Source organism: Mycobacterium sp. UM_11, assembly GCF_001414075.1.
Lineage (GTDB): Bacteria > Actinomycetota > Actinomycetes > Mycobacteriales > Mycobacteriaceae > Mycobacterium.
On record NZ_LATC01000041.1, the window covers coordinates 22961 to 41629 of the forward strand.

At 68.0% G+C, this 18669-nt stretch carries 18 protein-coding genes, 1 other RNA gene and 1 pseudogene; 12 read left to right on the forward strand and 8 right to left on the reverse strand.

What is annotated here, in order from left to right; all coding sequences use genetic code 11:
• Positions 1–107: 107 nt before the first annotated feature.
• Positions 108–1079: an NADPH:quinone oxidoreductase family protein gene (locus WU80_RS12620; RefSeq protein ID WP_055403015.1), complete on the reverse strand. Its 972-nt coding sequence runs from the start codon at positions 1077–1079 to the stop codon at positions 108–110.
• Positions 1080–1101: 22 nt separating this feature from the next.
• Complete coding sequence (locus WU80_RS12625; protein WP_055403017.1) at positions 1102–2100, reverse strand: acryloyl-CoA reductase; 999 nt, start codon at positions 2098–2100, stop codon at positions 1102–1104.
• Between the two features lie 22 nt (positions 2101–2122).
• Here WU80_RS12625 and WU80_RS12630 point away from each other — a divergent pair, with 22 nt between their 5' ends.
• Positions 2123–2980 carry an oxidoreductase gene (locus tag WU80_RS12630; RefSeq protein ID WP_055403019.1) on the forward strand — a complete coding sequence of 286 codons (858 nt, stop codon included), beginning with the start codon at positions 2123–2125 and terminating at the stop codon, positions 2978–2980.
• 72 nt (positions 2981–3052) lie between these two features.
• On the opposite strand, the gene WU80_RS12635 is transcribed toward WU80_RS12630, so the two are convergent.
• The 3 genes from WU80_RS12635 to hisN form a co-directional block, all read right to left on the reverse strand.
• The gene (locus WU80_RS12635) at positions 3053–4258 is read right to left on the reverse strand and encodes an acyl-CoA dehydrogenase family protein (RefSeq protein ID WP_055403021.1); all 1206 of its coding nucleotides are present in this window, start codon (positions 4256–4258) and stop codon (positions 3053–3055) included.
• 41 nt (positions 4259–4299) lie between these two features.
• The gene (locus WU80_RS12640) at positions 4300–5709 is read right to left on the reverse strand and encodes an acyl-CoA dehydrogenase family protein (RefSeq protein WP_055403023.1); all 1410 of its coding nucleotides are present in this window, start codon (positions 5707–5709) and stop codon (positions 4300–4302) included.
• A 77-nt stretch (positions 5710–5786) separates the two neighbouring features.
• Positions 5787–6578, reverse strand: coding sequence for a histidinol-phosphatase (gene hisN / locus WU80_RS12645; RefSeq protein WP_055403026.1), 792 nt, complete (start codon positions 6576–6578; stop codon positions 5787–5789).
• 33 nt (positions 6579–6611) lie between these two features.
• Here hisN and WU80_RS12650 point away from each other — a divergent pair, with 33 nt between their 5' ends.
• A complete protein-coding gene (locus WU80_RS12650; protein ID WP_055403027.1) occupies positions 6612–6941 on the forward strand; it encodes a hypothetical protein in 330 nt (109 codons plus the stop codon).
• A gap of 6 nt (positions 6942–6947) precedes the next feature.
• Here WU80_RS12650 and WU80_RS12655 read toward each other — a convergent pair whose 3' ends face one another.
• The 3 genes from WU80_RS12655 to WU80_RS12665 all read right to left on the reverse strand — a co-directional run bounded on the left by WU80_RS12655 (position 6948) and on the right by WU80_RS12665 (position 11127).
• Positions 6948–8039: a PPE family protein gene (locus tag WU80_RS12655; protein ID WP_055403029.1), complete on the reverse strand. Its 1092-nt coding sequence runs from the start codon at positions 8037–8039 to the stop codon at positions 6948–6950.
• Positions 8040–8130: 91 nt separating this feature from the next.
• Entirely contained in the window at positions 8131–9294 is a 1164-nt protein-coding gene (locus tag WU80_RS12660) for a PPE family protein (protein ID WP_055403031.1), read from the reverse strand.
• A 468-nt stretch (positions 9295–9762) separates the two neighbouring features.
• The gene (locus WU80_RS12665; RefSeq protein WP_055403033.1) at positions 9763–11127 is read right to left on the reverse strand and encodes an FAD-dependent oxidoreductase; all 1365 of its coding nucleotides are present in this window, start codon (positions 11125–11127) and stop codon (positions 9763–9765) included.
• A 163-nt stretch (positions 11128–11290) separates the two neighbouring features.
• On the opposite strand from WU80_RS12665, the gene prfB reads away from it, so the two are divergent.
• The 10 genes and pseudogenes from prfB to WU80_RS12710 all read left to right on the forward strand — a co-directional run.
• A complete protein-coding gene (prfB, locus tag WU80_RS12670) occupies positions 11291–12412 on the forward strand; it encodes a peptide chain release factor 2 (protein ID WP_055403035.1) in 1122 nt (373 codons plus the stop codon).
• Positions 12402–13397: a mechanosensitive ion channel family protein gene (locus tag WU80_RS12675; RefSeq protein WP_055403037.1), complete on the forward strand. Its 996-nt coding sequence runs from the start codon at positions 12402–12404 to the stop codon at positions 13395–13397. The genes prfB and WU80_RS12675 overlap by 11 nt, the downstream gene beginning before the upstream one ends.
• Entirely contained in the window at positions 13394–13870 is a 477-nt protein-coding gene (locus WU80_RS12680; protein WP_055403039.1) for a hypothetical protein, read from the forward strand. Before WU80_RS12675 ends, WU80_RS12680 begins: the two co-directional genes overlap by 4 nt.
• A 43-nt stretch (positions 13871–13913) precedes the next feature.
• Complete coding sequence (ftsE, locus tag WU80_RS12685; protein ID WP_055403053.1) at positions 13914–14603, forward strand: cell division ATP-binding protein FtsE; 690 nt, start codon at positions 13914–13916, stop codon at positions 14601–14603.
• Entirely contained in the window at positions 14604–15497 is an 894-nt protein-coding gene (ftsX, locus tag WU80_RS12690; RefSeq protein ID WP_055403041.1) for a permease-like cell division protein FtsX, read from the forward strand. It begins immediately after the preceding gene.
• Between the two features lie 2 nt (positions 15498–15499).
• On the forward strand, positions 15500–16009 hold the full coding sequence (gene smpB, locus WU80_RS12695; RefSeq protein WP_055403044.1) for an SsrA-binding protein SmpB: 510 nt from the start codon (positions 15500–15502) through the stop codon (positions 16007–16009).
• On the forward strand, positions 16006–16851 hold the full coding sequence (locus tag WU80_RS12700; protein ID WP_156349528.1) for an EamA family transporter: 846 nt from the start codon (positions 16006–16008) through the stop codon (positions 16849–16851). The genes smpB and WU80_RS12700 overlap by 4 nt, the downstream gene beginning before the upstream one ends.
• Before the next feature lie 45 nt (positions 16852–16896).
• The gene (locus WU80_RS12705; protein ID WP_055403049.1) at positions 16897–17742 is read left to right on the forward strand and encodes a maleylpyruvate isomerase family mycothiol-dependent enzyme; all 846 of its coding nucleotides are present in this window, start codon (positions 16897–16899) and stop codon (positions 17740–17742) included.
• A gap of 90 nt (positions 17743–17832) precedes the next feature.
• Positions 17833–18200, forward strand: a transfer-messenger RNA (tmRNA) gene (gene ssrA / locus WU80_RS25420).
• A gap of 68 nt (positions 18201–18268) precedes the next feature.
• Positions 18269–18669, forward strand: a pseudogene (locus WU80_RS12710) (galactose-1-epimerase); the annotation flags it as partial.

Below are 18669 nucleotides of genomic sequence, written 5' to 3' on the forward strand. Positions count from 1 at the left end.
TCGGGCGACCTTACAAAACTGAAAGTGACATTAGTTTTTGTTTTGCGCCCGCACAAGGGTCCATGCGTCTTCGTCGACCTTTTGGGTCGCCGATCAAGCCTGACGAGTCAGTCGCGCACGCGCACCACGACCTTGCCCCTGGCGGTGCGGTTCTCCAGCGACGCGACCGCCGCGGCGGCCTCCTCGAGCGGGTACACCTCCGGATTGGGGGCGGCCAGTTGCCCGGAGCTCAGCAGCTTCTCGAGCCCGGCCCACTGCTCGGCCAGCGCGTTCGGATGCGTGGCCGTCCACGCCCCCCAGCCGACGCCGACCACGTCAATGTTGTTGAGCAGCAACCGGTTCACCTTCACGGTCGGGATCTCCCCGCCGGTGAAGCCGACGACCAGCAGCCGCCCGCCCGGCGCAAGCGAGCGCAGCGAATCGGTGAACCGGTCACCGCCGACCGGGTCGAGTATCAGGTCGACACCGCGACCGCCGGTGAGTTCCTTGACCGCGTCCTTGAACCCGTCGGCCAGCACGACGTCGGTGGCGCCGGCGGCGGTCGCGACGTCGGCCTTCCCCTCGGTGCTGACGACCGCGATGGTGCGCGAGGCCCCGAGCAGCGAGGCCAGCCGCAGCGTCGACGTGCCGATGCCCCCGGCGGCGCCGTGCACCAGGATGGTCTCGCCCTGGGCGAGCCGGCCGCGCACTGTCAGGGCGAAATACACGGTCAGGTCGTTGAACAGGAGTCCGGCGCCGGCCTCGAAGCTCACGTTGTCGGGTAGCTTGAACACCCGGTCGGGCGCCAGGATCGCGACTTCGGCCATGCCGCCGGACAGCATCGTCAGCCCGACGACCCGGTCGCCGGTCCGCACGTGCGCGTCGGCCGGCGCCGAGCGGACCACACCGGCGATCTCCGCGCCCAGCACGAACGGCGGCTCGGGGCGGTACTGATACAGGCCCCGGGTCAGCAACGCGTCGGGGAAGGCGGCACCGGCGGCGTGCACCTCGACGACGACGCCGTCACCCGACGGTTCGTCGACCTCCGCCACCTCGATCGCGTCCGGACCGTCCAACCGAGTCACCCGTGCAGCGCGCATGGTCGCTGAGCCTACTGCCGACTCAGAATCCGCCCGCGACCCGCACCACCGCCCGACCGGTGAACTTGCCGGCGCGCACCTGATCGAGCACGTCGACCACGTCCTTGACGTCGACGTCGCTGGTGAGCGAGTCGAGATGGCGCGGCCGCAACGAATCGCCCAGCAGCGCCCACAGTTTGCGGCGCCGCCCGATCGGCATCTGCACCGAATCCATCCCCAGCAGCGCGACGCCGCGCAGGATGAACGGCATCACGGTGGTGCGTAACGCCGGACCGCCGGTCAGCCCGCTGGCGGCGACCGCCCCGCCGTAGTCGACGGCGCTGAGCACGTCGGCCAGCGTCGCACCGCCCACGCAATCCACCGCGGCCGCCCAACGCGCCTTGGCCAACGGCCGCGGCTTGGCGTCGGGATCCTCCGGCAACCGGCCGATAACCTCCGCCGCGCCAAGCTCTTTCTGCAGCCCGGCCGCCGCCTCCTTGCCGGTCGAGGCGACTACAGAAAAGCCCTTGGCGGCCAGCAGGTCCACGCTGATCGAGCCGACGCCCCCGGAGGCGCCGGTGACCACGACGGACCCGGCGCCGGGCTCGACGCCCCAGTCGATCAGCGCCTGCACGCTCATCGCGGCGGTGAAGCCGGCGGTCCCGATCGCGGCGCCCTCGCGCGGGGTCAACGGGCCGAGCGCGACGACCTGGTCGGCGGGCAGCCGCGCGAATTCGGCGTAGCCGCCGTGGTGGCCGGTGCCGATCTGGTAGCCGTGCGCAAGCACCGTGTCACCGACGGCGAAGTCGGGTGAACTCGACTCGACGACCTCGCCGGCCAGGTCGATGCCCGGCACGACGGGGTAGCTGCGCACCACGCCGCCGCCCGGGGTCACGGCCAGCGCGTCCTTGTAGTTGACGCTCGAATAGAGCACCCGGATCGTGACCTCACCGGGTGGCAGGTCGGAGTGGCTCAAAGTCTCGACCGACGCGGTAATCCGGTCGCCATCTTCGCGAGCGACGAGCGCTTGAAACGTGTCCATGCCTCGACGCTAACCTCGCCGTATGGATTCCTTTCCACTCGGTCGCTTTTCGGTCTCCCGGGTGGGCTTCGGCGCGATGCAGCTGCCGGGCCCCAATGTCTTCGGCCCGCCCCGGGACCGCGATGAGGCGTTGGCCGTCCTGCGGCGGGCCGTCGAGCTCGGCGTCGACCACATCGACACCGCCCAGTTCTACGGACCCGACGTCGCCAACGAGCTTATCCGCGAGGCGCTCCACCCCTACCCGGAGAACCTGGCGCTGGTGAGCAAGGTCGGCGGCCGGCGCGACGACAAGGGCGCCTGGCTGCCGGTCGACGAGCCCGCCGACTTACGCCGCGACATCGAGACCAACCTGCGCACCCTCGGCGTCGACCAGCTGGCCGCGGTCAACCTGCGCGTGTTCGAAAGCGGCGAGCCCGATCGGCTGTTCGACGACCGGCTCTCGGTCATGATCGAAGCCCGCGACGCGGGGCTGATCGGCGGGATCGGGCTGAGCAACGTCAACCGCGATCACCTGCTGCGCGCCTTGGAGCGCACCGAAATCGCCTGTGTGCAAAACGCATTCAACCTTCTCGATCGGGAATCGGCGCCCCTGCTCGACGAGTGCACCGCCCGCGGGATCGCGTTCGTGCCGTTTTTCCCGCTGGGGGCCGCGTTCGTCCAGCCGAACCCGGTGCTGACGCACCCGCTGGTGGCCGACACGGCCGAGCGGCTCGGCCGTACGCCGGCGCAGGTCGCGCTGGCGTGGACGTTGAGCGTGGCGCCCAACGTGTTGCTGATCCCCGGCACCTCGTCGGTGCGGCACCTGGAGGAGAACATGGACGTCGCCTCGATCGAACTCGACGACGAGGTCCGTCAGCAACTGGACGCCCTCGCCGGGTAGTCACACCGAACGTGCACTCAGGGCGGGAAATTGGCCGACTGGCCGCCGTGGTTGCACGTTCGGCGAACCGAGCTACTTGAGCTCGGCCGACGACAGGCCCAGCAAGCGGCGGGCGACCACCAATTGCTGGATCTGCTGGGTGCCCTCGAAGATGTCCAGGATCTTGGAGTCGCGCGCCCACTTCTCCAGCATCGACTGCTCGGAATAGCCTGCGGTACCGGCCAATTCGACGGTCTTGAGGGTGACGTCGCTGGCCATCCGGCCGGCCTTGGCCTTGCTCATCGACGCCTCTTTGGAGTTGGGGATCTTGTTGTCGGCCTGCCACGCCGCCCGCAGGGCGAGCAGGTAGGCGGCCTCCCAGTCGGCTTCCATCCGCAAAAACTCGGCCGCCGCGGCGCTCTGCGCGTGCGACGGTTTGTCGTAGGAGATGTCCACGCCCGCCTCGGTGAGGATCTTGCGGATTTCCTCGAGGGCGGCTCGGGCGACGCCGATGGCCATGGCCGCCACGATCGGCCGGGTGTTGTCGAAGGTCTCCATCACACCCGAAAAGCCCTTGCCGACTTCGATTTCGGGGTTGCCGAGCAGGTTCTCCTTGGGGATGCGCACGTTGTCGAAGCGGATCGCCGCGGTGTCGGAGCCCTTGATGCCGAGCTTGCGTTCGAGCCGCTCGACCGTCACGCCGGGGTGCTCGCGCGGCACGATGAACGACTTGATGGCCGCGCGCCCCTGCGACTTGTCCAGCGTGGCCCACACCACGATGTGGGTGGCGCGCGAACCGGCGGTGACATAGATCTTCTCGCCGTTGATCACGTACTCGTCGCCGTCCAGCTTGGCGGTGGTCGACACCGCCGCCGAGTCGGAGCCGAACCCCGGCTCGGTGATGGCCATCGCCGCCCACACCTTGCCCAGGCGTTCCAGCTGTTCCTGTGTCGCGACGGCGGAGATGGCCGCGTTGCCCAGGCCCTGGTAGGGCACCGACAACATCATCGCGACGTCACCCCAGCAGGCCTCGAGGGTCTGCAGCAGCGCCGCCATGTTGGCGCCGTTGTGGTTTTGGTCCCGGTCCTTGTTCTCGTCGCCCAGGTTGTCGGCCCCGGCGAATTCGATGGATTCCGAGGCGCCCGCGAACAGGTTGTAGAGCGTGTCGAGTTCGACCGGGTAGGCGTGTTCGGCGAGGTCGTACTTGCGGGCGATCGGGCGCATCAGCTCCGCCGCGCCCTGGTGGGTCTTGACGGTCACCGCTTGCAGCTTGCGGGGTAGTTCCAGATTGATTGCCATGGTTGGTCTTTCGGTAGTCCGGATGACGGCTGGATGACGACTTAGATGACGACGACGCCCTCGGCCACGCCGATGGCCCGCAGGTCGCGATACCAGCGCTCGACCGGGTGCTCTTTGGTGAAGCCGTGGCCGCCGAGCAGCTGGACGCCGTCCAGGCCGATCTGCATGCCCTTGTCGGCGCCCAGCCGCTTGGCCAGCGCCGCCTCGCGGAGGAAGGGCAGGCCCTGCTCGGCGCGGGCCGCGCCGCGCCAGGTGATCAAGCGCAGGCCGTCCAGCTCGATGGCGATGTTGGCGCACATGAACGCGACCGCCTGGCGATGGGCGATCGGCTCACCGAAGGCCTCGCGCTCCTTCACGTAGGGCACGACGTAGTCGAGCACCGCGTGCGAGGTGCCCACCGCCAGCGCCGCCCAGCCCAGCCGGGCCAGCGCGATCGCCTCCGAGTAGTCGGCGTCGGTGGCCTCGTCCTCGCCGAGGCGGGCGCTCAGCGGCACCGTAACCCCGGAGAGCTCCACCTGGCCCAGGGCCGCCGCGCGGATGCCCATACTCGGATCCGCCTTGACGGCAAGGCCTTTGGTCGACGACTCCACGACGAACAAAGCCGGCTTGCCGTTCAGCTGCGCGCCGATGATGAACAGTTCGGCGTCGGCCGCCGCCGGAACCAACGACTTCACGCCGTCGAGGCGGTAGCCGCTCGGTGTGCGCACCGCGGTCGTCTTCAGCATGGTGGGGTCGAACAGCGGTTGCGGCTCGGCGATGGCGACGCAGGCCTGTGGAACGTTCTCGCCGGCGAACTCGTGCAGATAGGTGGCCTGCTGGTCCGCGCTGCCCCAATGGGTCAACGCGGCGGCCACACCGCCGGGGGCCAGGATCGGCAGGGCCAGACCCATGTCGCCGTAGGCGAGCGCCTCGGCCGCCAGCACGTTGGTCACGCTGGAGCGGTGGGCGGCGATGCCGTCGAAGTCCTCGGGGATGTTGATCGCGGTGATGCCCAGCTCCGCGGCTTTGGCGATCAGGTCGGCGGGGTAGGTCGCGGCCTCGTCGGCCTCGGGCGCCGCCGGCCGCAGCACCTCTTCGGCGAATTCGGTGAGGGTCTCGACGATCAGCTTTTGGTCGTCGTCGGGCGTCAGGTCGAAGTAGTCCTTGCCGCTCGACTTCAGGCGGGTCGGTCCGCTGCGCAGGTTCTGCACGCGCTTGAACTGCCGGGAGGCGGCGGCCGCGGTGGAGAATACGGTCTTCGTGCCGTACTGCAGCCCCCGGTTGACCGGGTCGCGCAGCCGGTATTTGTCCAGGAACTCCTGGCCCATGAGCGGGGTGAGCAGCGCGATGGCGATGTCGACGCCCGTGCGCTTGTGGTGTTGTAACCCGACCGCGCTCTCGTGGTCTTTCCGTTTGCGACCGGAGCGGGCGGATTTCGAAGTCTTTGTTGAACCGGAACGACTGTCGGTCATCTGGGCGCCTCTGTTGTTGGGGCAGTGCGGATAGGCCTATCTTACTCCGGAGTAAGATCACAGAGAACACTTGTTAACTAATTCACAGCGCCGGTATCCAGGCTGCGCAGCACGTGGGCATGCAGCGGCCCGTTCGTCGCCACGGCGCTGCCGCGGTGCGGTCCCGGCACGCCGTCCAGGCCGGTCATCGTCCCGCCCGCCTCGCGGACCAGGACGTCGAGCGCGGCGAGGTCCCAGACCGAAACCTCGGGTTCGGCGGCGATGTCGACGGCCCCTTCGGCCACCAGGCAATAGGAGAGGAAGTCGCCGAAGGCGCGCACCCGCCAGACGGCGTCGGTCAGCGCGATGAAGCGGTCCCGCAGACCGCGGTCCGCCCAGCCGGACAGGCTGGAAAACGACAGACTGGCCGAATCAAGTTGCGCCACTGAGGAAACCGATAGCCGCCGCGGCGCGGCGCCGTCGACGCCTGCGAAGGCGCCCCGGCCGCGCGCGGCCCACCAACGCCGCTGCAGCGCCGGGGCGCTGACGACGCCGACGGCGGGCACACCGTCTTCGAGCAGCGCGATCAAGCTGGCCCACACGGGCACGCCCCGCACGAAGTTCTTCGTGCCGTCGATGGGGTCGATGATCCACTGCCGTCCGGTGAAAGCGGTGGTCCCGCCGAACTCCTCGCCGACGACGCTGTCGTGCGGCCGTTCGCGGCCCAGCGCCTCGCGCAGCTCGGTCTCCACCCCGCGATCGGCGTCGGTGACCGGGGTCAGGTCGGGTTTGGTGTCAACGCGCAGGTCGAGGGCGCCGAAGCGGGCCGACGTCAGCGCGTCCGCGCGGTCGGCCAGCGCGAGCGCCAATGTCAGATCGTCCCGACTCATGACGCAGTCCTATCACGGCTCTACCATGGCGGCGTGTGGGAATTCGGAGTCCTGATCCTGCTGCTGGCCGTGTTGGCGGTCGCCCTCGCCCAGCGGTTCGGGCCGCGCGGCCCCCGCGGCGAGCTGCTGAACGGAACGCTGCTGGTGACCGGCGTCAGCCCGCGGCCCGAGGCCACCGGTGAGCAGTTCGTCACCATCGCCGGTGTGATCAACGGGCCCACCGTCAGTGAGCACGCCGTGTATCAGCGCATGGCGGTCGATGCCGACAACTGGCCGACCATGGGCCAGTTGTTCCCGGTCGTGTATTCGCCGAAGAATCCGGACAACTGGAGGTTAGCGCCCTCCGAGCCGCCGCCGGCGTAGCGCCCGTCAGCCGGCCGCGGGCGGGCGTGCCATCACCGTGATCCGCACGCCGTAGCGCGGGACCACCATCGCGGCCCGCGAGACTCGCATCCCCGGTAGCCCGGGCACGCCGGGCGTCGTTCGCGCCAGCGCCTCAGTCGGCGCGGCGGAGAAGCCACCGACCGGCAACTCCGGCAACCCCGGAGTGGGGTTGCCGGTCGCGGACGCCCAGCCGGCGGGCACCGACATCGCCCCGATCCTTCCGGCGCCGGCGAACACCGCCCGAACGCCGCCGCCCGGGCCCGACGCGGCACCGCTCAGCGCGGGCGCAGCGGGCATTCCGGCCGGAGCCGCCCCGAGGTTCGGCAAAATGCCTAAGTTCTTGTCGGCCTGGATGATTCCCGCGGGAAACCCTTCCGAATTGAGCAGCGCGTTGAACGTGGTCTGGACGCCCTGGATGGTGTCGAGTATCCGGAAAAGTTGCGAGGACGAGCCGGGCGCTGCGGGGGTCACCACCTGCGAGCCCGTGCCCGAGTTCGAGGCGCCGGCGGTGGCTTGCGCGACGGCCGCCTGCTGGGCGGGCACCCCACCCGGGTCGGTGGTTTGGCGCGGGGAGGAGAAGGGCGAAAACTGCACCGCCGCGGCCGAACTGGCGCAGTAGCTGTACATCGCGGCGGCGTCCTGAGCCCAATACTCGGCGTATTGCGCCTCGGTGGCGGCGATCGCGGCGGTGTTCTGTCCGAAGAAGTTCGTCGCTATCAGCATTGCCAATTGGCTGCGGTTGGCGGCGACCGCGGGTGGCGGCACCGTCATGGCATGCGCCAGCTCGTAGGCCGCCGCGGCCGCCCGGGCGTGCGTCGCCGCCTGCTGAGCCCGCTCGGCGGTGGAATACAGCCAAGCCACATAGGGCGCCGCGCTGGCCGCCATGGCCTGGGAGGCGGGCCCGTACCAGTGCAACCCCGTCAGCCCGGACAGCACCGACTCGTAGACGGCGGCCGTGATGCTCAACTCCGCCGACAGCGAGTCCCAGCTCCCGGCGGCGGCCAGCAACGAGCCGGACCCCGGGCCGGCGTAGAGCCGGCCGGAGTTCACCTCTGGTGGCAGGAGGCCGAAATCCATTGTGTGACAGCCCTATGAGCGCGTACAACGAAGCTGCGTGCGGCGAACGGTTCGTTCTATCTCCGACGGCAGTTGGCGGATCGGCGGCACGTCAGCCGGCGGCCGGCGGGCGGGGGATCACGGTGAGCCGCATCCCGTAGCGGGGCGGTGCGCCCACGCCGACGGAGCGCGCGGCGCCGCTGCCCGGCATGCCCGGATAACCCGGGTACCCGGACGCCACCGGCTCCTCGGTGCCGGGCAGCGTGGTGAAGCCGGCGGGCGATAGCGGCGAGATATGGGTGCTCGTCGGTGCCGACCAGCTTGCGGGCACCGACATCGGCCCGATCGAGCCGGCGTGCGAGAGCGTCGCGGTGATGTTGCCCAGGCCTCCGCCCAGGCCCGCCGTCGCGCCGCGAAGCGCGGGCGCCGCGATGGCGGGGGCGAGATTGGCGGCCGCCGCCCCGGGCTTGGCGAGGATGCCCAGATTGTTCTCGGCCCCAATGATTCCCGATACGAACTGCTCCATGTTGTAGGGAGCGCTGAAGCCGACGCCCGTGCCCTGAATGAGGTCGAGGACTCGGAAGGCGTTGTTATTGTTGGCGGCCGCCAGCGGAGCGGCGCCGACTCCCGATTGCGGGTCCGGCGCCGAAAGTTGGCTGGTTTGCGGTGAGAACGACTGCGCCACAGCCTTGTTGGCGGCCGTCCTGGCGCTGGCCGTGGCCACCGCGGTGTCCTGGGCGCCCACCCCGGACTCGTTGGTGGATTTGCTCGCGGCGGTGAACTTCGGCAACCGCGTCGCCGCCGCCGAGGAGGCGGCGTAACCCGACATCGCGGCGGTGTCCTGAGCCCAGAAATCGGCGTATTGCGCCTCGACGGCCGCGATGGCGGCGGTGTTCTGGCCCACGATGTTCGTCGCCAGCAGCGACGCGAGCAGGGTGCGGTTGGCGGCGATCACCGGGGGCGGCACCGTCATCGCGTACGCCTGCTCGTACGCCGCCACGGCCGTTCGCGCCTGCATGGCGGTTTGTTGCGTCTGCTCGGCGGTCGCCTGCAACCACGCCAGGTAGCGGGCGGCCGCGAACGCCATCGCGTCGGCCGCCGAGCCGCGCCACTGCAGGCCCAGGCTCAAGAGCACCGATTCGTACGACGCGGCGGTGGAGGCCAGCTCGGCCGACAACGCGTCCCAGCTTCCCGCGGCGGCCAACAACGAGGCCGGCCCGGGCCCGGCGTACATCCGGGCGGAATTGATTTCCGGTGGAAGAAAAGCCCAATCCATGATGTCCCATCCCTGTGAAGGCAAACGTGAATAACGCCGGGGCTGAACGCATCGGCGTTGTTTGGCAAATCTGTTGGCCGCTCCCACACCGCTTTGCCGGATCGGCAAAGCTCACCCCGGGTGACTGGGCGGCCGAGCGCGAGCGCTCACGTGCTGTCTAGCGGGCAGCGTGGCGCTTATCGAGGTGGCGGACCGTGCGCACAGGGCATCGCAATGGATCCTTCGATGTTCGGGCAATTCAAAGGTCGCAGGCGCGGACGGCGCTTGCGGGGTTTTGCGGCTATTCCGGCGCCGGCCAGCCAGAATTAAGGACTTGTTTCCCTGTAGTTCATCTTCTGTTAACCGAGCTCGCTTGCCCCGATGCCGGCAGGAAGGACACGAAACCCGCTGCGGGACTTGCTAATTCACCCCGGTGCGGCCGCTTGCGGCGCGCGTTGTTGGGCACGTGTCAAGCACACCCAGGGGCGCTCAGCCGTGGCTGATCCGCAGCAGCTCTTGCAGGTTGGGCAGCTTGACCCGCGGCCGCCCGTGCGGCTCACCGGCGGCCCGCTCATGGCGGTCGATGATCTCCCAGTGCTCGGAGGTGACCAGCTTGGGCTGGCGTGCGGCCAGCCAGTTGGCCAGCTGGTCGGCGTGGTCGTCGGGGAAATCCGCCAACTCGCCCCTCGCGCGTCCCAAGTCGGCGAGCAGGGTGTCGACGGTGTCCTGGGAGTCCTTCTTGTTCGTGCCGATGACGCCGGTCGGGCCGCGCTTGATCCATCCGGCGACGTATTCGTTGCGGCTGCCCTCCACCCGGCCGGCGGCGTTGGGGATGGTCGCGGTCTTCTCGTCGAACGGCAGCCCCGGCGTGGGCATGCCGCGGTAGCCGACCGACCGCACGACGAGCTGAACCGGCAGCTCCTCGCGCTCGCCGGTGTCCTTGGCCGAGACCCGGCCGCTCTCGTCGGTGACCAGCTCGTTGCGGCCCAGCACGATGCTCTCGACCTTGCCGTCGCCCTTGATCTCGATGGGAGAGGTCATGAACTGGAACACGATTCGACGGTGGTCGGGCCGTGGGGCGCGTTCGGCGTAACCGCGCAACACCTTGATGTTCAGTTTCGTCGTCTTGTCCGCGGCGGCCTCGTCTTCGGCGGTGATGCCCTCCAGCTGCGCCGGATCGACGATCACGTCGACCCCTTCCAGGTCCGCCAGCTCGCGCAACTCCAGCGTGGTGAACGCGGTCTGCAGCGGCCCCCGCCGCCCGATGATGACCACCTCCTCCACGCCACACGGCCGCAGCGAGTCCAGGGCGTGGTCGGCGATGTCGGTGCGTGCGAGCACATCGGGATCGGTCACCAGGATGCGGGCGACGTCGAGGGCGACGTTGCCGTTGCCGACCACGACCGCGCGGGCGCCCGACAGGTCGGGGCCGGGTTCTTGGAAGTGCGGGTGCGCGTTGTACCAGCCCACGAATTCGACGGCGGCCATGCTGCCGGGCAGGTCCTCGCCGGGGATCCTCAACGACCGGTCGGATTGCGCGCCGATGGCATAAATCACCGCGTCATAGCGGTCGGACAGCTCCCCGGGGTGCACGTGTTCGCCGACCACCACGTTGCCGAAGAAGCGGAAGCGCGGATCTTCGGCGGTTTTTTCGAACTGCTTGCTGATCGACTTGATCTTGGGGTGGTCGGGCGCGACGCCGGAGCGCACCAGCCCCCACGGGGTGGGCAGCATTTCCAGCATGTCGACGGCGACATCGATCCCTTCGGCCGCGTCGGCCGCCTTGAGCAGGGATGACGCGGCGAAGAATCCCGACGGTCCGGAGCCGACGATTGCAACGTGGTAGGGGCGCATACTCGACCTTCTATTCGTGCCCGGTTAGCGCGCGGGGGGCTGCGGGCGCGCGGCGCGGGGTGCACATGACCGTGACTCGATGCTAAACGCATGACCGCTGGTCGTGGCCCGGGCACTCGCCGGGAGCCGGGGTCCCCGGTGGGTCCCGGTAACGTGGTCCGCTGTGGAACCCGACCGTCAAGCCGATATCGCCGCCCTTGACTCCACCCTGACCACGGTGGAGCGGGTGCTCGATGTGGACGGTTTGCGCAGCCGGATCGAGAAGCTCGAACACGAGGCGTCGGATCCCAAGTTGTGGGATGACCAGAGCAACGCGCAGCGGGTGACCAGCCAGTTGTCCCACGCGCAGGGGGAGCTGCGCCGCATCGAAGAGCTGCGGCAGCGGCTCGACGACCTCCCGGTGCTCTACGAGCTGGCGGCGGAGGAGGGCGAAGATGCTGCCAGCAGGGGTGAAGCGCTGGCCGAGGCGGACGCCGAGCTGAAGGCGCTGCGCGCGGATATAGAGGCCACCGAGGTGCGCACACTGCTCTCGGGTGAGTACGACGAGCGCGAGGCGTTGGTCACCATCCGCTCCGGCGCCGGCGGGGTGGACGCCGCCGACTGGGCCGAGATGCTGATGCGCATGTACATGCGGTGGGCCGAGCAACACAAGTATCCCGTCGAGGTGTTCGACACCTCCTACGCCGAAGAGGCGGGCATCAAGAGCGCGACGTTCGCGGTGCACGCCCCGTTCGCGTACGGCACGTTGTCGGTCGAGCAGGGCACCCATCGGCTGGTGCGGATCAGCCCGTTCGACAACCAGAGCCGACGTCAGACGTCGTTCGCCGAAGTCGAGGTTCTTCCTGTGGTGGAGACCACCGATCACATCGACATACCGGAAGGCGATGTGCGCGTTGACGTTTACCGTTCCAGCGGCCCGGGCGGGCAGTCGGTGAACACCACCGACTCGGCGGTTCGTTTAACCCACATCCCAACGGGTATCGTCGTGACTTGCCAGAACGAAAAATCGCAACTGCAGAACAAGATCTCGGCGATGCGCGTGCTTCAGGCAAAGTTGTTGGAGCGCAAGCGTTCCGAAGAACGCGCGGAGCTGGACGCGTTGAAAGGCGAAGGCGGCAGTTCGTGGGGCAACCAGATGCGCTCCTACGTCCTGCACCCGTACCAGATGGTCAAGGACCTGCGGACCGAGTACGAGGTCGGCAACCCGGCGGCCGTCCTGGACGGGGACATCGACGGGTTCCTGGAAGCGGGAATCCGGTGGCGCAACCGAAAAGATGACGACTAACACAACTCTTCAAGCCTCGACCGCCTCGATAAAAGCGCTGGGCTGGCACGAATTTTGGCGCGGCGAAATCGGTCAATGGATCATCACGCGCGGTCTGCGGATCGTCATGGTGCTGATCGTCGCGGTGCTGGCGGCCCGGTTCGTCAACTGGGTGGCTCAGCAGGTGACCCGTCAACTCAACCTGGGCTTCGCCGAGAGCGACGCGCTGGTGCGCTCGGAGGCCACCAAGCACCGTCAGGCGATGGCCTCGGTGATCTCCTGGGTGTCGGTGGTCCTCATCGGCATCTGGGTGATGATGCAGATCGCCAGCGTGCTGCAGTTTTCGGTCGGGGGACTGGTCGCGCCGGCCACCGTGGTCGGCGCCGCCCTGGGTTTCGGCGCGCAGCAGCTGGTGCGGGACCTGCTCTCGGGCTTCTTCATCCTCGCCGAGCGCCAGTACGGCTTCGGTGACCTGGTCACCCTCACCGTCGTCTCCTCGACGGAGGCCAGCGGCACGGTCGAGAACGTGACGTTGCGGGTGACGCGACTGCGCTCACCGGACGGCGAGGTGTTGACCATTCCGAACGGGCAGATCGTCAAGGTGGTCAACCTGTCCAAGGACTGGGCCCGCGCGGTGGTCGACATCCCGGTGTCCACCAGCGCAGACCTGAACCGGGTCAACGAGGTCTTGCACCAGGAGTGCGACCGCGCGATGGACAACCCGGGGCTAGGCGAGTTGCTGCTGGATGCGCCCACCGTGATGGGCGTGGAGAGCATCGAGGTCGACACCGTCACCCTTCGCCTGGTGGCCCGCACGCTGCCCGGCAAGCAGTTCGAGGCCGGGCGGCAGCTGCGCGTCCTGGTCATCCGGGCGCTGGCCCGCGTCGGCATCGTGACGGCGGCGGACGCGACCGTGGGCCTGGTCGACGACCCGTCCGTGCCGGTCGCCCAGGCTGCCGAGGAGGTAGCCGGCGACGACGTCCAAGGTGCGGTGCAGAAACGTTGAAATTGACCCTGAGCCTTTTCGAGAAACGCAGCGAAGACACCGAACATCGCTGGCCGAAGTACATGTTCGGCGGGCGGGTCCGCACGTCCACCCTGGTGCTGATCATCGCCTTTTTCGCGGTGTGGTGGGTCTACGACACGTACCGCCCCGAAGCGGCGCCCAAGCCGCCGGCGCAGCAAGTGGTGCCGCCGGGCTTCGTGCCCGACCCCAACTACACGTGGGTGCCCCGCAGCCGCGTGCAGGAGCCGCCGGCCACCACGCACACGCCGACCCCGACGAGCACGCCGTCGCCCGCGCCCCCGCCACCGCCGGTGACGACGACCACGACGACGCCGCCGTTGCAGCTCCCGCAGCTGCCCTGCCTGCTGCCGGCGCCGTTCTGTCCGCCCAGCACAAGCCCGCCCACACCGCCGCCTCCGCTCCCGCAGCCGGGGCCCGGACCGGCGCCCAGTTCGCCGCTGCCAGCCAGTTGACTTGGCTTGCCAGCGAAAATCACGGCTACACTGGCGTGCCGTGATGATCACCCTCGACCATGTCAGCAAGAAGTACAAAGCGTCGGCGCGTCCGGCGTTGGAGGACGTCAGCGTCAAAATCGACAAGGGTGAATTCGTCTTCCTGATCGGCCCGTCGGGCTCCGGTAAGTCGACATTCATGCGGCTGCTGCTCGGCGAGGAGAACCCGACCTCCGGCGACATCCGGGTGTCGAAGTTTCACGTCAACAAGCTGCGCGGGCGGCACGTCCCGAAGCTGCGCCAGGTGATCGGGACCGTCTTTCAGGACTTCCGGCTGTTGCAGCAGAAGACCGTGTACGAGAACGTCGCGTTCGCGCTGGAGGTGATCGGTCGGCGGACCGACGCGATCAACCGCGTGGTGCCCGAGGTGCTGGAAACCGTCGGCCTGTCCGGCAAGGCCAACCGGCTGCCGCACGAGTTGTCCGGTGGCGAGCAGCAACGCGTGGCGATCGCCCGCGCCTACGTGAACCGGCCCCTGGTTCTCTTGGCCGACGAGCCGACTGGCAATCTCGACCCAGACACCAGTAAGGACATCATGGATTTGTTGGAGCGGATCAACCGCACGGGGACGACGGTGCTGATGGCGACGCACGACCACCACATCGTCGACTCGATGCGTCAGCGCGTCGTGGAGCTGTCCTTGGGGCGGCTGGTTCGTGACGAGCAACGCGGCATCTATGGGATGGACCGCTAAGTGCGCTTTGGCTTCCTGTTCAACGAGGTCCTGACCGGTCTTCGTCGCAACGTCACGATGACGGCCGCGATGATCCTGACCACGGCGATCTCCATCGGGCTGTTCGGCGGTGGCCTGTTGGTGGTCCGGTTGGCCGACAACTCGCGCGAGATCTATCTCGATCGCGTCGAGACGCAGGTGTTCCTCACCGACGACATCTCCGCCAACGACGCGACCTGCGCGTCGGGTCCGTGTAAAGCGCTGCGGGACAAGATCGATGCGCGCCAGGACGTCAAGTCGGTGCGCTTCGTCAACCGGCAGGACGCGTACAACGACGCGATCAAGAAGTTCCCGGAGTTCAAAGACGTTGCGGGCAAAGAATCGTTTCCGGCGTCGTTCATCGTCAAGCTGAACAACCCTGAACAGCACGCGGAATTCGATGCCGCGATGCAGGGCCAGCCTGGCGTGCGCAGCATCCTCAACGAAAAGGATTTGATCGACCGGCTGTTCGCCGTGCTGGACGGACTGCGCAACGCCGCGTTCGCCGTCGCGCTGGTGCAGGCCGTCGGTGCAATCCTGCTGATTGCCAACATGGTCCAGGTCGCCGCCTACACGCGACGCACCGAGATCGGGATCATGCGGCTGGTTGGCGCCAGCCGCTGGTACACCCAGCTGCCGTTCCTGTTGGAGGCGATGCTGGCTGCGGCCATCGGTGTGGCCATCGCGGTGGTCGGCTTGGTCCTGGTGCGGGCGTGGTTCCTGGACAACGCGCTAAGCCAGTTCTACCAAGCGCATTTGATCGCGAAGGTCGACTACGCCGACATCCTCTACATCTCGCCGTGGCTGTTCCTGCTCGGCGTGTCGATGGCCGGCCTGACGTCCTACGCCACGCTGCGCCTCTACATCCGGCGGTAGCTATGGCGAAAGATCCCGGCCGGGGGAAGGCGGCGGGCGACAAGCGCGGCGGCAAACGAGTCATTGCCACCAATCGCAAAGCGCGGCACAACTATTCAATTCTCGAAGAGTTCGAGGCCGGGGTGGCGTTACAGGGCACCGAGGTGAAGAGTCTGCGCGAGGGCCATGCGTCGCTGGCCGACGCGTTCGCAACCGTCGACGACGGCGAAGTGTGGTTGCGCAACTTGTACATTCCGGAGTATCAGCACGGTAGCTGGACCAACCATGAGCCACGTCGCAATCGAAAGTTGTTGTTACATAGGCAACAAATCGACCGTCTGGTGGGCAAGATACGAGATGGTAACCTCGCCCTCGTGCCAATGTCTCTGTATTTCTCCGAGGGGAAGGTCAAGGTCGAGCTCGCGTTAGCGCGCGGCAAGCGAGCGCACGACAAACGACAGGACATGGCCCGCCGCGATGCCCAGCGTGAAGTGGTCCGTGAATTGGGTCGCCGAGCCAAGGGCATGAACTGATCGGGGCGGCTTACGCCCAGCTGTCGGCCGTTACGTACGGTGTCAGCGACTTTGTGGGCGGTGTGGCAGCTCGACGGGTAGCGGCGCTGCGCGTGATGCTGGTGGTCTATCCGATCGAGACGTTCTTGTTGGCGGCGATGGCCCTCGCCGTGGGCGGCCCGATTTCGCGCGGCGCCATCTTCTGGGGCGCCCTCTACGGCGTCGGGATGGCGGTTGGCATGTGGGCCTTCTTCGCGGCGCTGGGCGCCGGGCCCATCTCGGTGGTGTCACCGTTGGCGGCCGTCCTCAACGCCGCCGTGCCGGTGGCGGTCGGGGTGGCGCTGGGGGAGCGGCCGGGTCCAGGGGCGTCGGTGGGCGTCGTATTGGCGCTCGTTGCCGTCATGCTGGTGAGCCGCGAGGCGACCGCCCAAGGGGTCACGCCGTATCGATTCACCCCCAAGGTGGCGTGGCTCACGCTGCTCGCCGGCTCGGCGATGGGGCTGAATCTGGTTTTTCTGCACCAGGCGCCGCACGCGTGCAAGCTGTGGCCGCTGGTCTTCGCGCGGCTCTCGGCGACCGTGGTGATCTTCGTGATGGCGGCGGCCAGCGACAACCTGCGCGCCCCGCGCGGCAAGCCGATGAAGCTGGCCTGGGCCGTCGCATTTCTGGACATCTGCGCCAACGTGACCATGCTGCTGGCCCTGCACACGTGGTTGCTCTCGCTGGCCAGCATCCTGATCTCGCTCTACCCGGCGGCCACGGTGGTGCTGGCCATGATCGTGCTGCGCGAGCGGCTGACCCGCTGGCAAGGGTTCGGCATGGTGATGGCCATGGGCTCGGTGGCCATGATCGCCGCCAGCTGAGGCTGCGCCTGTCGATTCGGCGTCCGATCGGCCTACTATCCGACCATGGCCGATCGCCCCGTCACCAAGCTCGACAAGTCCGAGGTACTCGCCGGTCTGTTCGCGGTGTGGGACGACATCGCCGCGCTGCTGGGCGGGTTGCCGGAAGGCGAATGGCAGGCGTCCAGCCCGCTGCCGGGCTGGGACGTCAAGGCGCTGGTGGCGCACATGATCGGCACCGAATCCTTCCTCGCCGGCGTCCCCGCGCCCCAGCCGGACATCGACGTCTCGACCCTCGACCATGTCCGCAACGACATCGGCGTGATGAACGAGTGCTGGGTCCGCTACCTCAGCGCCGAAGCCGGCGCGGACGTCATCAAGCGGTTCAAGGACATCACCGACGAGCGGCGCAAGGCGTTGACGGACATGTCCGCGCAGGACTGGGACGCGGCGACGTTGACGCCGGTCGGCCCGGAGAGTTACGGGCGGTTCATGCGCGTCCGGGTGTTCGACTGCTGGATGCACGAACAGGACATCCGCGAGGCGCTGCGCTGGCCGCCGTCCGACGATCAGCTGGTCGGGCCCGCGGCGGAGCTCTCCCTCGACGAGATCGAAGCCACGATGGGCTACGTGGTCGGCAAGCGCGCCAAAGCGCCCGAGGGTTCCCGGGTGCTGTTCGATCTGACCGGGCCGCTGTCGCGCAGCATCCGCGTCGCCGTCGACGGGCGGGCCCAAGTGGTCGACGACTTCGGTGGTCAGGAGCCGACGGTGACGATCCGGCTGGACGGGCTGCAGTTCACCAGGCTCGCCGGTGGGCGGCCGATGTGCCCCACCCGCGCGCAGGGCGTTGAGCTGGGCGGTAACGAGGACGTCGCCGCCCAGGTCGTCGAGCACCTCAATTTCGTGATCTGATCGCAGCGCCGGGGCGGAAGACAACGTCGTTGCCGCGCGTTGATAGCGGCGTACCATGGATTGTCCTGCCGAAAGTCGGCGGGGATGCGAGGGGCTGAACGGTTTCGACTTCGCGCATCGAATCAAGGGAAGCGTGCCGGTGCAGGCAAGAGACCACCGTAAGCGTCGTTGCAACCAATTAAGCGCCGATTCACATCAGCGCGACTACGCTCTCGCTGCCTAAGCGACAGCTAGTCCGTCAGACCGGGAAAGCCCTCGACCCGGAGCCTGGCGTCAGCTAGAGGGATCCACCGATGAGTTCGGTCGCGGGACTCATCGGGACACCAACAGCGACTGGGATCGTCATCCTGGCTGGTTCGCGTGACCAGGAGATCCGAGTAGAGGCATAGCGAACTGCGCACGGAGAAGTCTTGAGGGAATGCCGTAGGACCCGGGTTCGATTCCCGGCAGCTCCACCAAAGGGCCGCAGAGATGCGGCCCTTTTTGCTGGTGCACAGGCTGATTGGGTACGAGTGCAAGGAGCGCCGTGGACGGCAAACGAATGCTTCTGCTGATCGCCGTGGCCGGCGTCGCGGGCTTGGCGGCATGTGGCAACACGACCACGACGCCCGCGGAGCCGCCGTCGATCGCCGGCGAGCCGTTCGGCGAGGTGGATGGAACCCCGGTGACCCGCTACACGCTCACCAACGGGCACGGCATGCGCGTGCGAATCCTGACCTACGGCGGCATCATTCAGTCGATCGAGGTCCCCGACCGCACCGGACATGTCGGGAATGTGGTGCTGGGCTTTCCGGCCCTGGACGGCTACCTGAACAACACGGGATCCGCCAAGACCTACTTCGGCGCGATCATCGGCCGCTACGGCAACCGGATCGCCAAGGGGGCATTTTCGTTGAACGGCAACGAGTATCACCTGCCGGTCAACAA